Origin of the sequence: Streptomyces sp. NPDC059009 (assembly GCF_042740175.1) — a bacterium.
Lineage (GTDB): Bacteria > Actinomycetota > Actinomycetes > Streptomycetales > Streptomycetaceae > Streptomyces.
This window is the reverse complement of the sequence record NZ_JBHYJB010000014.1, coordinates 64,819-78,119: the sequence shown is the minus strand read 5'-3', so window position 1 is coordinate 78,119 and position 13,301 is coordinate 64,819. Positions and strand designations below refer to the sequence as shown.

Sequence of the window (13,301 nt, the reverse complement as noted above, 5' to 3'; positions counted from 1 at the left end):
TTACCTGTTCGGAGCCGCGCGCTCCACCACCGAGGCCAGGTCCAGGGTGTGCGGCAGCGTGCCGAACGCCGCGCCCCAGTCCCCGCCGAGCCGTGAGGCGCAGAAGGCGTCGGCGACCTCCGCGGGCGCGTACCGCACGAGCAGCGAGCCCTGGAGCACCAGCGCCATCCGCTCCACGAGCCGCCGCGCCCGCGCCTCGATGCCCTCCAGGTCCGCGAGCTCGGTCAGCAGGTCCTTGATCGCGCCGTCCAGGCGGTGGTCCGCGCCCCGGGCCGAACCCACCTCCTCCAGGAAGGCGTTGAGGGCCTGCGGCTCCCGCTGCAGGGCCCGCAGCACGTCGAGGGCCTGCACATTCCCCGACCCCTCCCAGATGGAGTTGAGCGGCGACTCGCGCAGCAGCCGCGGCATCCCGGACTCCTCCACGTACCCGTTGCCGCCCAGGCACTCCAGGGCCTCGCCCGCGAGCGGCGTGCAGCGCTTGGTCACCCAGTACTTGGCGGCGGGCACCGCGAGCCGCAGGAACGCCTGTTCCCGCTCGCCGCCCGTGTCGTAGGCGGCGGCGAGCCGCAGAGCGAGCGTCGTGGCGGCCTCCGACTCCAGGGCCAGGTCCGCGAGGACGTTGCGCATCAGCGGCTTGTCGATGAGCTTGCCGCCGAAGGCTTCCCGGTACGTGGCGTGGTGCACGGCCTGGGCGACGGCCTGCCGCATCAGCGCGGCGGACCCGATGACGCAGTCAAGGCGGGTCGCCGCGACCATCTCGATGATGGTGCGCACCCCGCGCCCCTCGTCCCCGACCCGGCGCGCCCACGTCCCGTCGAACTCGACCTCGCTCGACGCGTTCGACTTGTTGCCCAGCTTGTCCTTGAGCCGCTGGATGGCGAAGACGTTGCGGGTCCCGTCCGCCAGCACCCGGGGCACGAGAAAACACGTGAGCCCGGCTTCCGCCTGCGCCAGCACCAGGAACCCGTCGGACATCGGGGCGGAGCAGAACCACTTGTGCCCGGTCAGTTCGTACGTGCCGTCCTCGGCGAGGCCGCGCGCGCGTGTGGTGTTGGCCCGCACATCGCTGCCGCCCTGCTTCTCCGTCATCCCCATGCCGAAGATGGCGCCCGCCTTCTGCGCGGCGGGCCGCAGCCCCTCGTCGTACACGGTGGAGGTGAGCCGGGGCTCCCACTCGGCGGCGACCGCCGGATCGGCGCGCAGCGCGGGCACGGCGGCGTGCGTCATCGAAATGGGACATCCGTGCCCGCCCTCGGCCTGCGTCCACACCAGGAAGCCGGCGGCCCGCCGCACATGCCCACCGGGCCGCACCCAGGCGGCGGTCAGCCCCGCCGAGACGGCCCTTCCCATGAGCCGATGCCACGCGGGGTGGAAGTCGACCTCGTCGATCCGATTCCCATAACGGTCATGTGTGTGCAGAACGGGCGGATTCTCATTGGCCTGCACCCCCCACTCCTGCGCCTGCGCGGACCCGGCGGTCCGCCCGAGCTCCGAGAGCTCCGCGCGAGCCGTCTCCAAGAGGGACGGTTCGAGATGCCGTTCGACCGCCTCCGTGAGGGCCCGGTCGGCGGCAAAGACGTCATATCCCACCAGGGGCGGAGCCTGGTTGGTCACTGTGTGGGTGCTGGCTGCCATGCCGCTACGGTAAGGAGGTGCACCAGGCAAAAGAAACACCCGGGCGGCCATCGGGCCGCTGGACCCGGGCCCGCGCTCTCTATCGAAACGTCTCCAAGCGGAAGACTGCCTGGCTGCTTCTCAAGGACACCGTCAACTCCTGCGTGGAGTACCGCATCCTGGGACTCGCGGCCGAGGCGGCCTTCTTCACGCTGCTCTCCGTGCCGCCGCTGCTCCTGTCCCTGATCGGCCTGCTCGCCTACGTCGACCGCTGGACCGGCGCCAACACCATCCAGAGCGTCGAGAACAACATCCTGGAAGCGTCCCGCACCGTCCTGTCCGACAAGGGCGTCAGCCAGATCGCGCAGCCGATACTGGAGGACGTCATGCGGGTGGGCCGCCCCGACGTCATCTCCATCGGCTTCCTGTTCGCCCTCTGGTCCGGCTCGCGTGCGGTGAACGTCTTCATCGACACCATCACCGTGATGTACGGCCTCGACGGCGCCCGCGGCATCGTCAAGACCCGCCTGCTCGCCTTCGGGCTCTTCATCGTGGCGCTGCTGATCGGCTCGGTGGCGCTGCCGCTGATGGTGGCGGGGCCGGACGCGGTGGTGAAGCTCTTGCCGGGCTCGACGACGGTGGTGCAGATCCTGTACTGGCCGGTCGTCATCCTCTTGTCCGTGGTCTTCCTGACCACGCTCTACCACGTGTCCGTGCCGGTGCGTTCGCCGTGGGTGGAGGACGTGCCCGGTGCGCTGATCGCCCTCGGCATATGGGTCCTCGGCAGCTTCCTCCTCCGTATCTATCTGACCAGCACGGTCGAGGGCCCCACGATCTACGGGTCCCTGGCGGCGCCGGTCGCCGTGCTCCTGTGGATCGGGGTGTCTGCGTTCGCGGTGCTTGTGGGCGCGGCGGTGAACGCGGCGATCGACCACGTCTGGCCGTCCGTCCAGACCGCCGCCGCGCGGGCCGCGAACGAGAGGCTGCGGGAGGCGCGGGCCGCGGAGGTCGTCGCCCGGGCGGAGGCCGCGCGGGCGGCTGCCGCCGAGGAGGCGGGGGACGGGCCCGACCCCGACATGCCGTCGGAGTTCCCCGAGCGCTGGTCGCGTTTCCTGCCGCCGGAGGATGTCTCGTCCCGCCTCCGCACACATGCGAAGCGGAACGGCACGCCTGGGGGAGAGGCGCCGTAACGTTGCCTCCGGCGGTTGTTTCCCCAATCCCACCCCTTCCCGAATCCGCCGCTCCGCGGCCCTGGGGCACCCTGTATCGCCTTAAGGGCTCGTCCTCAAACGCCGGACGGGCTGACTCAGCCCGTCCGGCGTTTGAGGACGAGGCGCGTTCAGCGCCGATAGGGGGGTCTAGGGGCGCAGCCCCAGGCAGGGCGCCCCAGGGCGACGGAGTCGCGGATTCGGGTAGGGGCGGGATCGGGGAAAGGAAAGGTCAGACCTTCCAGGTGCCGGCCGCCGCCTCCTCCTCCGCCAAGCGGGAGAAGTCCCTCGGGGCCCGGCCCAGAACCTCCCGCACCCCCTCGGAGAGGCTCGCGTTGCGCCCGTCCAGGTTCGCCTCGAACAGCTCGACCAGGAACTCCACGGCCTCCTCCGGCTCCCCGAACTCCCGCAGCGCACCCCCGTAATCCCGCGCCGAGACCGGCACATACGCCAGCTCCCGCCCCGCCGCCGCCGCGATCTCCCCCACCGCGTCCCGGAACGACAGCAGCCGCGGCCCCGTCAGCTCCAGCACCCGCCCCGCATACGCCCCGGACGGGTCCGTGAGCACCGCCACCGCCACCTCCGCGATGTCCCGCGTATCGATGAACGGCTCAAGGACCTCCCCGGCGGGGAACACCAGCTCCCCGCCCCTGAGCCCGTCGAGCAGATGCCCCTCGCTCAGGTTCTGCGCGAACCAGCTGCACCGCAGCACCGTCGCGGGCACCCCCGAGTCCCGTACCGCCGCCTCGGTCGGCAGCGCCTGCTCCTCGCCCCGGGCGGAGAGCAGGACCAGCCGCCGCACCCCCAGTTCCCCCGCGAGCCGAGCGAACGCGCCCACCGTCTCGGCGGCCCCGGGCGCCCCCACGTCCGGCATGTACGCGAGGTACGCCGCATCGGCGCCGCGCAGCGCGTCCGCCCACGTCTCGCGGTCCTCCCAGTCGAAGCGGACCGCCCCGGAGCGGGAGGCCGCCCGCACCGTGAGGCCCGCCGCCCGTGCGGATTCGGCCACCCGGCGCCCCGTCTTTCCGGTGGCGCCGGTGACCAGCACGGTGAACTCGCTTGCGTGTGTGTTCGTCATGGCTTCAGTCAACTGCCGTGCCCCGCAAGGGAACATCCTCGAAGGGCTCACCCGCATAAGCGTGCGTCTACGCTGCACCCATGGACGCACTCGCGGGGTTGCTGGAGGGGCCGCGGGCCCGAGGGGCCTTCATGATCCGGGCGCTGTTCGACCCGCCCTGGGCCGTGCGCATCGCGGACAACGCGCCCATCTCCGTGATGGTCATGGTGCGCGGTGACGCCTGGCTGATACCCGGGGGCGGCGCGGGCGGGGAGCCGCAGCTCCTGCGCGCCGGAGACCTCGCCATCGCCCGCGGGCCCGACCCCTACACCTGCGCCGACGACCGGGCGACCGCGCCCCGCTCCGAGATCCTGGAGGGGCAGCGCTGCGCGCCCCTCGGCGGGTTCCCCGAGGGGCACTACGGGGATCTGGGGATGCGGTCGTGGGGGGAGTCCCTCGACGCCTCCGTGGAGATGCTGATCGGCACGTACCCGATGCGCGGCGAGATCAGCGCCCGCCTCCTGGACGCGCTGCCGCCGCTGCTCGTGCTCCCCACCGACGTGTGGGACTGCCCGGTGACGCCGCTGCTCGCGGAGGAGATCACCCGCGACGAACCGGGGCAGGACGTCGTCCTGGACCGGCTCCTGGACCTGCTGCTCATCGCCGCCCTGCGCGCCTGGTTCTCCCGGCCCGAGGCGGCCGCCCCCGCCTGGTACCGGGCGCTCGGCGACCCCGTCGTGGGCCCGGTCCTGCGGCTGCTCCAGGACGATCCCGCGCACCCGTGGTCCATCGCCGGTCTCGCCGCGAAGGCCGGGGTGTCCCGGGCCTCGCTCGCCCGCCGGTTCACCGAGCTCGTGGGGGAGCCCCCGATGACGTATCTGACCGGCTGGCGGCTCGCGCTCGCCGCCGACCTGCTGCGCGACACGGAGCTGACGATCGGCTCCATCGCGCGCCGCGTCGGATACGGCAGCGCGTTCGCGCTGTCCAGCGCCTTCAAGCGGGTGTACGGGGTCAGCCCGCAGGACCACCGGACGCGCCCGGCGTAGCGTGGACGGCGTGGAGACCGTGGAGTACGCCGAGCGGGCCTCCCGGCTGTCCGGTGCCGTCGTGTGGACCCGCACCCCGGGCGCGGCCGGGGACGGGGCCGGCGAGGCGCCCGTCCTGCCCGACGGATGCATGGACCTGCTCTGGACCGAGGGCCGCCTCTTCGTCGCGGGCCCCGACACGCACGCCTACCTCTCGGGTGCGCAGGCGACGGGCGGGGAGCGGCCGCGGCGCTACGTGGGGGTGCGCTTCCGCCCCGGGACCGCCCCCGCCCTCCTCGGCGCCCCCGCCCACGAACTGCGGGACCAGCGCGTCGAGTTGGCCGACCTGTGGCCCGCCACCGAGGTGCGCCGCCTGACTTCGGCGGTGGATGCCGCCGCCGACCCGATGGCCGCCCTGGAGGAGATCGCCCTGCGCCGGGCGGCCGACACGGCGGCCCCCGACCCCGTGCTCCGCCGTGTCGTGGCGTCCCTCCAGGCGGGCCGCAGCGTCGCCGCGACCGCCGCCGAAGTCGGCCTGGGCGCACGGCAGTTGCACCGCAAGGCGCTGCCCGCGTTCGGCTACGGACCCAAGACCCTCGCCCGCGTCCTGCGCCTCCAGCGCGCCCTCGCCCTGGCCCGCGACGGCGTGCCGTACGCGGCGACGGCCGCCCTCGCGGGCTATGCGGACCAGGCCCATCTGGCCCGGGACGTAAAGGAGTTGGCGGGCCGGACGCTCGGGGAGCTACTGGGCGGCGGCGTCCGGTAGCGGCGCGAACAGGTCGACGCCGTTGCCGTCCGGGTCGTGCACGGTCGCGTACCGCTGGCCCCAGAAGGCGTCGAACGGCTTGAGCTCGCCGTGGTACCCGGCGGCCGTCAGCTCCGCGTAGCGGGCGTCGACCCCGGCGGGGGAGCCGCAGTGGAAGGCGAGCCCCGATCCGCCCGGCGCTCGCCGGGGGCTGCCAGCCGGGGACGAAGGAGCGGACCGTCGCCTCCGTGTCGAAGGCGAAGCGCAGCCCGCCCGGCAGCGTGACCTCCACGTGCGGCTCCGACTCGGCGCCCGCCGGGAATTCGAGTCCCAGGCGCCGGTAGAAGGCGAGCGAGGCGGCGAGGTCGGCGGCGACGATGCCGATCATGTCGAGGTGCGGGGCGGGGTGGGTGCCGGTGGCCGGTCCGTCGGTGCTGTTCGTGTTCATGTGACCCAACGTAGGCGGCGGACCCGGCCCGGTCTTGAAGGAAACGGACACCCCGCACCTGACACGAACGGGCGCCTTGCACATGGCGCAAACGGACACCGCGCCTCTCCTTGCGGGGGCGCGCGGCCAGCCGTACACGGGAAGGGAGAGCGGGCCGACCCGCGCCCGCGGGGGAGGTGATCGCCCATGTCGTCCACGCCGATGACGAAGGCACCGGTGACCCACCCGATCAGCCCCGTCCGCCTGGAGGCGGACTACGAACCCGCCCTGTCCCGCTGGCTGTGGCTCGTCAAGTGGCTGCTCGCGATCCCGCACTACTTCCTGCTCGCCTTCCTGTGGATCGCGTACTTCCTGATCAGCGTCGTCGCGCTGTTCGCCATCCTCTTCACGGGGCGCTACCCGCTGCACCTCTTCGAGTTCAACGTCGGCGTGCTGCGCTGGACCTGGCGGGTGGAGTACTACGCGTACGGCTCGCTCGGCACCGACCGCTACCCGCCGTTCTCCCTGGACGACGACCCCGGCTACCCCGCGCGCCTCGACGTCGTCTACCCGGAGCAGCTGTCCCGGGGGCTCGTCCTCGTCAAGTGGTGGCTGCTCGTGCTGCCGCAGCTCCTCGTCGCGGCCTTCTTCTCCGGCGGCTACCGCATCAACGGCGGGCTCGCCGGCCTGCTCACCTTCTACGCCGGGGTGTGCCTGCTCTTCCGCGGCTACTACCCGCGCGGCATGTTCGACCTCAACCTGGGCCTGCACCGCTGGGTCATGCGCGTCATCGCGTACGGGACGCTGCTCACGGACGTCTACCCGCCGTACCGGCTCGACCCGGGCGAACGCGAGCCGACTTCCTGACCCTCCGGTCGCTCAACAGGTCGGCCAGCGTGCCCAGTTCCGCCAGATACTCCGCCGCGGCCAGCGGCCGCTTCGGCACCGCCGTGCCACCACGCCGCACCCCGGACGCCGCGAACACGTCCGTGTACCGCCGCCGCACCGAGCCGGTCTCCAGGAACAGCGTCACCGTCGGCCCCGCCGAGGCGCACCACGCGCGGTGCAGGGCGTACGGCGGCAGCGCGTACCCGCTGCCCGCCCCGTACCGCGCGACCTGCGTGAGCCGCAGGCGCGCCGGGCCCGCCGGTTCCAGCAGCCAGTCGCCCTCCCGCGCAGAGAGCGACTCGCGGTACCAGGAGGCCGGGATGGAGCCCTCCGGCGCCGTCTCGTACAGCTCCATGCCGAGGGCGCCCCGCACCACGTGCGAGGCGAGCGGCGAGCGGTGGTTGTGGATGTCCTCGCGGCTCTCCGTGCGCACGCCCGGATGCCAGATGTGCGCCCGCAGCATCCGGCACGGGCCGCCGTCGACGAGCAGCAGCTTGTCGAAGCCGAGCACATGGCGGTACGAGAGCCGGGCACAGCCCGCCGGGTCGCCCGCACCGGCCGCGAGGTCCCGCAAGAGCGGCACGAGCCGCTCCCGGGAGCCGAGTTCGGCGACGGCCGAGCACGCGGCGCCCATCAGGTGCCCCTCGGACAGCGCGGCCGCGTCGCTCAGGGACCCCTCGAGGAGCCGTAGGGCCCGCTGGACGTGCCGACCACCCATGCAGTGTGCCCCCTCGCTCGCGCGCCCGCGCCGCCCGGCGGGGGCCGGTCAGCCGCCCCGCCGCTTCATCCGTACGGCATGGGGTCCATCCATACGGCATGGGGCCACGCGCCGAAAGGCACTGACAGGTCATCCACAGGACACCCCGCTACTCGACTCGCTGTGCGTCGACGGAGCTGAGGACGAAGGCGAACTCGGCCTGCTCGGGCCGCAGTTGATGCTGCGGCAGCACACCGGGCCCGCACGACCCCGACCCCATGCCGTGCTGCCCGTGGTCGAGGTGGACCCAGACCGCCGGGCCGGGGGAGAGGTCCGTGCGGTGCCGGGCGGCGTCCAGCTGCTCGGTCGTCCAGGGCCGCGCGGTGAACCAGAAGGGCGGCTCCCCCTCCACCCGCACCCCGCCCCCGGAGAACCGGGTCCGCAGCTCGGCCCACCGCACCCCGGGCCGCGCACCGTTCTCCTGCGGCCGCACGTACGGCGTCTGCATCCGCCCGACATCCATGCACCAACGCCCCATGTGCGAGGCGGAGTCGGTGTCCGGATAACCCTCCTCGACGGCGCCGAACCAGTGCGCGTACGTCAGGGAGGCGGGCAGCCCTAGCCGCACACCGAGCCGGGGCAGCGGCTCGGTCCACTCGCCCTCGGGCGCCACGGACACGGCTAGGCGCAGCCGCTCCCCGTCGGACGTCCACCGGTACACGGTCCGCAGGGCCAGGTCGCGCGCGGCGGGAGCGACACGCGTGCGCACGACGAGAGCGTCCTCGGCCACCTCGACGGCGTCGACGCGATGGTGCATCCGATGCAGTCCCAAGGCCCGCCACCGCACGGCGAGTTGAGGGTCACGGAGCCAGGGCATTCCGTAGTCGTTGTCGGTAGGGGCACGCCACACCTCGAGCCGCGGCCCCGCGGCCAGCCGCATCCCGTCCAGGGTCCTGAGCTCACCGGTGCGCGCGTCGAAGCGCCCCGGGCCGAGCGCGAGCAGCCCGTCCGGGTCACGCCGCGGCGCCCGCCCCAGGGCGGCACGGAGCGGCGCCCGCTCCGACACGGCGAACTCACCACGCGCCACCACATGGTCCACCGGCGCCCACGGCTTCCCCTCCTCACCCACCATCGCGGTGAGGTGCAGCCAGGTCTCGGCGGAGCGGCTCAGGGCGGGCGGATCGGGCAGCTTCAGCTCGACGGAGGCACCAGGGGCAAGATCGGCGGGAACCGCCAACTCTCCTGCCTCCGAACTCTTTTCCTCACTGTCGAGGATGTAGTTCCACGCGAAGGACAGGCCGGAGAGGTCGGCGAAGTCGTGGAGGTTGGTGACGCGGACGGTGCCCGCGCCCGGGTCGTAGGCGAACCGCACGGGCTGGATGACGTGCTTGTACGCGCGCAGCCCCGGCGACGGCATCCGGTCCGGGAAGCACAGCCCGTCACAGACGAAGTTCCCGTCGTGCAGCTCCTCCCCGAAGTCCCCGCCGTACGCGTAGCCGTACTCCGGGTGGCTCAGGCCGTGGTCGATCCACTCCCAGACGAAGCCGCCCTGGCAGCGCTCGTACGTCTCGAAGAGCCGCTGGTACTCGTCGAGCCCGCCGGGTCCGTTGCCCATGGCGTGCGCGTACTCACAGAGAATGAAGGGCAGTTGAGCCCGCGCGGCGGATCCCCCCTCATCCTCCCGCCTCCCGATCCGTTCGACTTCCGGGTGGTCGGCGTACATGCGGGAGTACATGTCGGTGTCCTTGCAGGACGGGTCACCTTCGTAGTGGAGGAGCCGGTCCCGGTCACGGCCGCGGATCCACTGCGCCATGGCGGAGAGCCCGCGCCCCGTCCCGCACTCGTTGCCCAGCGACCAGACGACGACCGAGGGGTGGTTCTTGTCGCGCTCGACCATGCGGGCGGCCCGATCGAGGAGGGCGGGCGTCCAGCGCTCGTCGTCGACGGGATTGCCGCGCCAGCCGTTCTGCGCCCCGAACCCGTGCGTCTCCAGGTCGCATTCGTCGATGACCCAGAGACCCAGCTCGTCGCAGAGGCCGAGGAAGGCGGGGTGGGGCGGGTAGTGGCTGGTGCGGACGGCGTTGATGTTGTGCTGCTTCATGAGCAGGACGTCGGTGCGCATCGTGGCGAGGTCGAGGGCGCGCCCGGTGTCGGGGTGGAACTCGTGCCGGTTGACGCCGCGGAAGAGGATCCGGCGCCCGTTGACCTTGATGACCCCGTCCTCGACGGCGACGGTGCGGAAGCCGATGCGCAGGGGGATCCGCTCGCCGGGGAGGGCGAGTTCACCGTCGTAGAGGCGGGGCGTCTCGGCGGTCCACGGCTCGACGGGCGCGGTCACGGACTCGCCGGTGGCGACGTCCACGCCGAGCTCGGGGACGGTGACGCGGCCGTGCACGTCGGAGTCGACGCGGAGGGTGCCGGTGCGGGCCCGGTGGTCGTACGAGGCGTGGGTGAAGAAGTCGAGGGCGCAGCCTTCGGGGCGGTGCAGGAGGGTGACGTCGCGGAAGATGCCGGGCAGCCACCACTGGTCCTGATCTTCCAGATAGGACCCGGAGGACCACTGGTGGACGCGGACGGCGAGGACGTTGCCCTCGGGGCGCAGGAGGTGCCCGACCGCGAACTCGTGGGGCAGCCGGGAGCCCTTGAACTCACCGAGCTCGGTGCCGTTGAGCCAGACGCGGGCGCAGGACTCGACGCCGTCGAAGCGGAGGACGGAGCCGCCGGTGGCGGGCCACTGGGCGGGCAGGTCGAAGTGGCGGAGGTGGTCGCCGGTGGGGTTCTCGGTGGGGACGCGGGGCGGGTCCACGGGGAAGGGGTAGGGGGTGTTGGTGTAGATGGGGGTGCCGTGCCCCTGGAGGACCCAGTGGCCGGGGACTTGGAGGTCCCGCCAGGAGTGGGGGTCGGTGTCGGTTCCGGTGTCTGCGAGGAGTCGGGGGATGTCGGGGAGGTCGGCCGTGGGGGAGAGGCGGAATCGCCAGAGGCCGTTGAGGGAGAGGGAGGCGGCGTCGGAGGAGGCGTACCAGGCGCGGGGCGGAAGACAGCCGGTGCCGGGCGACGTGTCCTCGTGGTAGGGGAGCTCCATGGTCTCCATGAGACCGTGCGGGGTCGTCCCTGCGGGGCCTTTTCCCCAACCCCGCCCCTTCCCGCTGCATCTATTGGCGCGCTCCGCGCGCGCAGGGGGCTCCGCCCCCAGACCCCCGGACGGGCCGGCCTCTCAGCCCGTCCGGCGATTGAGGACGAGGCGCGTTCAGCGCCGATAGTGGGGTCTAGGGGCGCAGCCCCAGGAGGTCCGCTCGGGGCGACGGAGTCGCCGTATCGGGAAGGGGCGGGGTTGGGGAAAGAAGCCCCGCAGGGCAACACCCCACCCATCCCCAGGGTACGGATTTCGTAGCACGGCACCCAGCCCCCAGACCAAAACAGCACCCTCATGGCCAAAGCCCAGCGAAATCGGTACCTTCCCCAGGTGTGACCACCGAACAGCCAGAACAGCCCGACCAGCTCTCGCCCCGTCTCCCCGAGACACCCCGCACCCGCCACACCCGCCTGAAAGCCCAAGGCAGCCTCCATCGCCCCCACCTCGACGCCATCCTCGACGCCGGCTTCATCTGCCACCTCGGCGTCCTGATCGACGACCACCCCGTGGTCATCCCCACGGTCTACGGCCGCGACGAGACGAACCTCTACCTCCACGGCTCCGTGGCCAGCCGCAGCCTCGCCGCGAACCCCGACGCCTCCGTCTGCGTCACCGTCACCCACGTCGACGGCCTCGTCCTCGCCCGCTCCGTCTTCGAGCACGGCGTGAACTACCGGAGCGCGATGATCCACGGAGTGCCCCGCAAGATCACCGACCCGGACGAGAAGCTCGAGGGCCTGCGCGTGCTCACCGAGCACGTGACACCGGGACAGTGGGACTACGCCCGCCGCCCCGACCGCAGGGAACTCGCCGCCACCACCCTGCTCGCCCTCTCCCTCGAAGAGGCGTCCGTGAAGACCAGCTCGGGTCCGCCCGAGGACGGCGAAGGACCCGATGCCGAGCTCCCCGTATGGGCCGGAAACCTTCCGCTGACGTGGAGTTGGGGCACACCGGCGGCCGACCCGCAGCTCGCCCCGGGCATACCGCTGCCCCCGCACATCGCGGGTTTCAACCGCCCGTACGCATGACGGGGCCGCCCCGTACAGTGCCCGGATGACCTCGCAACCCGGCGACGCCACCCCACCGCAGCCCCGCGACCCTCACCACCCCCACGACCCCTACGCCCCCTGGGACCCCACCGCCCCTGGCATCCTCTCGCTCCCCTCCGGCCGTCTCGTCCGCGGCCGCGGTCTGCGTCACCCCCTGCCCGCGGGGCCCGTCCCCGAGTACGGCGTCTACCTCCTGGGCAGGCAACCGGCCGCCCAGCCCTGGGAGTTCCGCTGGCTGCGCTGGCCCGACTTCCGGTTGCCCGCCGACCGGGAGGAGGCCCGCGCCGTCCTCGTGGACGTGTGGGAGCGCGCGGCGCACAGCAGGGTGGAGGTCGCCTGCGGGGGCGGCCGGGGCCGCACCGGCACCGCGCTCGCCTGCCTCGCCGTGCTCGACGGCGTCCCGGCGGCGGAAGCCGTGGACCATGTGCGCCGCCACTACGACCGGCACGCCGTGGAGACCCCGTGGCAGCGCCGCTACGTACGCCGCTTCACGCGCTGAAAGCGCACCCGTCCCGCATGCGCTCACCTTGCGGCCGGGGCGGCGCGGCACCTCAGTTGAGCTTCAACTCCCCCGACAACACCCTCCGCGCAACCTCCGCCGACGGCTTCCCCTCCGAGAACGCCCGCGCCTTGATCAGGTCGAGCGCGTCCGTGACCGTGCAGCCCGCCTGTATGGAGAGCGAACCCGCCGCCTGGTGGACCGTGGCGCGGTGGTCCGTGTTGCCGTACAGGTCGGGGTCGGCCTCCGGGCCGAGCAGGATGGACTTCGCGAGGGCCTCGGCGACCTCGCGGAATGAGCCGGAGTCGCGCTCCGCGGCCCTCAAGGGCGGGTCGAAGAGGGTCAGTGCGCCGATGCACGAGGAGGAGACCGTCAGGGGCAGCGCGATCACCGAGTCGATGCCGAGCTCGGACAGACCGCACCCATAACTCGGCCAGCGCCGCTCGATGGCCGTGCCCGACGCGCTCACCCGCCTGCCACTGCGCGCGGCGTCGAGCGCCGGGCCCTCGCTCAGGATGTACTCCAGGTCCTGGGCCTCGCCCGAGCGGACGTCGGACGCGGCGACCGCGAGCTGGGTCAGATCGGCACCGAGGAGTGTCAGGGCGGCGCTGCGGGTGCCGCAGGCGTCCGCGACGCCCGACATGAAAAGGGGGCGGCGGCTCTCGCGGTTGCTGAACCAGCTCACTACGCCGTCGGCGAAGGAGTACTGCAGCCGGGACGCGGTGATGTGGCAGTGAGCGGTGCTGCGGTGCCGGTCCGCGAGTTCCGTGTGCCACGCGGTGTTGCGCTTGCTGCCCTCGGCGGCGAGGCGGTCGTGCCGCTCCGCGAGTGCGAGCTCGCGGGCGGCGCGTCCGGCAGCGAGGACCGCCCGGTAGAGGGCGGCGATCATCTGCCCACCCTCGGCCACGGCGTCCGAACCGCCAGGTGTGACCGTCATGTTGGACAGCGTACGGGCTTAC

General features: G+C 72.7%; 11 protein-coding genes and 1 pseudogene. 6 read left to right on the top strand and 6 right to left on the bottom strand.

The window, feature by feature from the left end:
- The gene (locus tag ACFWYM_RS16395; protein WP_384836420.1) at positions 1-1,635 is read right to left on the bottom strand and encodes an acyl-CoA dehydrogenase family protein; all 1,635 of its coding nucleotides are present in this window, start codon (positions 1,633-1,635) and stop codon (positions 1-3) included.
- A gap of 17 nt (positions 1,636-1,652) precedes the next feature.
- On the opposite strand from ACFWYM_RS16395, the gene ACFWYM_RS16390 reads away from it, so the two are divergent.
- Positions 1,653-2,804 (top strand): YihY/virulence factor BrkB family protein, encoded by a 1,152-nt coding sequence (locus ACFWYM_RS16390; protein ID WP_384836417.1) that lies wholly within the window; start codon positions 1,653-1,655, stop codon positions 2,802-2,804.
- Positions 2,805-3,054: 250 nt separating this feature from the next.
- Here ACFWYM_RS16390 and ACFWYM_RS16385 read toward each other — a convergent pair whose 3' ends face one another.
- Positions 3,055-3,900, bottom strand: a complete 846-nt coding sequence (locus ACFWYM_RS16385; protein ID WP_384836414.1) for an NAD(P)H-binding protein — start codon at positions 3,898-3,900, stop codon at positions 3,055-3,057.
- Between the two features lie 80 nt (positions 3,901-3,980).
- Here ACFWYM_RS16385 and ACFWYM_RS16380 point away from each other — a divergent pair, with 80 nt between their 5' ends.
- Both ACFWYM_RS16380 and ACFWYM_RS16375 read left to right on the top strand, forming a co-directional pair.
- Positions 3,981-4,925: an AraC family transcriptional regulator gene (locus ACFWYM_RS16380; RefSeq protein ID WP_384836411.1), complete on the top strand. Its 945-nt coding sequence runs from the start codon at positions 3,981-3,983 to the stop codon at positions 4,923-4,925.
- 10 nt (positions 4,926-4,935) lie between these two features.
- The gene (locus tag ACFWYM_RS16375) at positions 4,936-5,670 is read left to right on the top strand and encodes a DUF6597 domain-containing transcriptional factor (RefSeq protein ID WP_384836409.1); all 735 of its coding nucleotides are present in this window, start codon (positions 4,936-4,938) and stop codon (positions 5,668-5,670) included.
- On the opposite strand, the pseudogene ACFWYM_RS16370 reads toward ACFWYM_RS16375, so the two are convergent.
- A pseudogene (locus ACFWYM_RS16370) lies at positions 5,647-6,037 on the bottom strand (VOC family protein). The gene ACFWYM_RS16375 and the pseudogene ACFWYM_RS16370 overlap by 24 nt on opposite strands.
- Before the next feature lie 246 nt (positions 6,038-6,283).
- Here ACFWYM_RS16370 and ACFWYM_RS16365 point away from each other — a divergent pair.
- Positions 6,284-6,943, top strand: coding sequence for a DUF4389 domain-containing protein (locus ACFWYM_RS16365; protein WP_384836406.1), 660 nt, complete (start codon positions 6,284-6,286; stop codon positions 6,941-6,943).
- Here ACFWYM_RS16365 and ACFWYM_RS16360 read toward each other — a convergent pair.
- A complete protein-coding gene (locus ACFWYM_RS16360) occupies positions 6,885-7,682 on the bottom strand; it encodes a hypothetical protein (protein WP_384836404.1) in 798 nt (265 codons plus the stop codon). The genes ACFWYM_RS16365 and ACFWYM_RS16360 overlap by 59 nt on opposite strands.
- 148 nt (positions 7,683-7,830) lie before the next feature.
- Entirely contained in the window at positions 7,831-10,743 is a 2,913-nt protein-coding gene (locus tag ACFWYM_RS16355) for a glycoside hydrolase family 2 TIM barrel-domain containing protein (RefSeq protein ID WP_384836401.1), read from the bottom strand.
- Positions 10,744-11,126: 383 nt separating this feature from the next.
- Here ACFWYM_RS16355 and ACFWYM_RS16350 point away from each other — a divergent pair, with 383 nt between their 5' ends.
- Entirely contained in the window at positions 11,127-11,822 is a 696-nt protein-coding gene (locus ACFWYM_RS16350) for a pyridoxamine 5'-phosphate oxidase family protein (protein ID WP_384836398.1), read from the top strand.
- A 25-nt stretch (positions 11,823-11,847) separates the two neighbouring features.
- Positions 11,848-12,342, top strand: a complete 495-nt coding sequence (locus ACFWYM_RS16345; RefSeq protein ID WP_384836395.1) for a protein-tyrosine phosphatase family protein — start codon at positions 11,848-11,850, stop codon at positions 12,340-12,342.
- A 52-nt stretch (positions 12,343-12,394) separates the two neighbouring features.
- Here the strand turns inward: ACFWYM_RS16345 and ACFWYM_RS16340 are convergent, their stop codons facing one another.
- The gene (locus tag ACFWYM_RS16340) at positions 12,395-13,279 is read right to left on the bottom strand and encodes a GAF and ANTAR domain-containing protein (RefSeq protein WP_384836393.1); all 885 of its coding nucleotides are present in this window, start codon (positions 13,277-13,279) and stop codon (positions 12,395-12,397) included.
- Positions 13,280-13,301: the final 22 nt, after the last annotated feature.

What these genes read in the sequence shown, in the direction of transcription:
- ACFWYM_RS16365 (WP_384836406.1), top strand. Translation starts at nt 6,284, where the DNA reads ATGTCGTCCACGCCGATGACGAAGGCACCGGTGACCCACCCGATCAGC.
- ACFWYM_RS16395 (WP_384836420.1), bottom strand. Translation starts at nt 1,635, where the DNA reads ATGGCAGCCAGCACCCACACAGTGACCAACCAGGCTCCGCCCCTGGTG.
- ACFWYM_RS16355 (WP_384836401.1), bottom strand. Translation starts at nt 10,743, where the DNA reads ATGGAGCTCCCCTACCACGAGGACACGTCGCCCGGCACCGGCTGTCTT.
- ACFWYM_RS16360 (WP_384836404.1), bottom strand. Translation starts at nt 7,682, where the DNA reads ATGGGTGGTCGGCACGTCCAGCGGGCCCTACGGCTCCTCGAGGGGTCC.
- ACFWYM_RS16380 (WP_384836411.1), top strand. Translation starts at nt 3,981, where the DNA reads ATGGACGCACTCGCGGGGTTGCTGGAGGGGCCGCGGGCCCGAGGGGCC.
- ACFWYM_RS16385 (WP_384836414.1), bottom strand. Translation starts at nt 3,900, where the DNA reads ATGACGAACACACACGCAAGCGAGTTCACCGTGCTGGTCACCGGCGCC.
- ACFWYM_RS16345 (WP_384836395.1), top strand. Translation starts at nt 11,848, where the DNA reads ATGACCTCGCAACCCGGCGACGCCACCCCACCGCAGCCCCGCGACCCT.
- ACFWYM_RS16340 (WP_384836393.1), bottom strand. Translation starts at nt 13,279, where the DNA reads ATGACGGTCACACCTGGCGGTTCGGACGCCGTGGCCGAGGGTGGGCAG.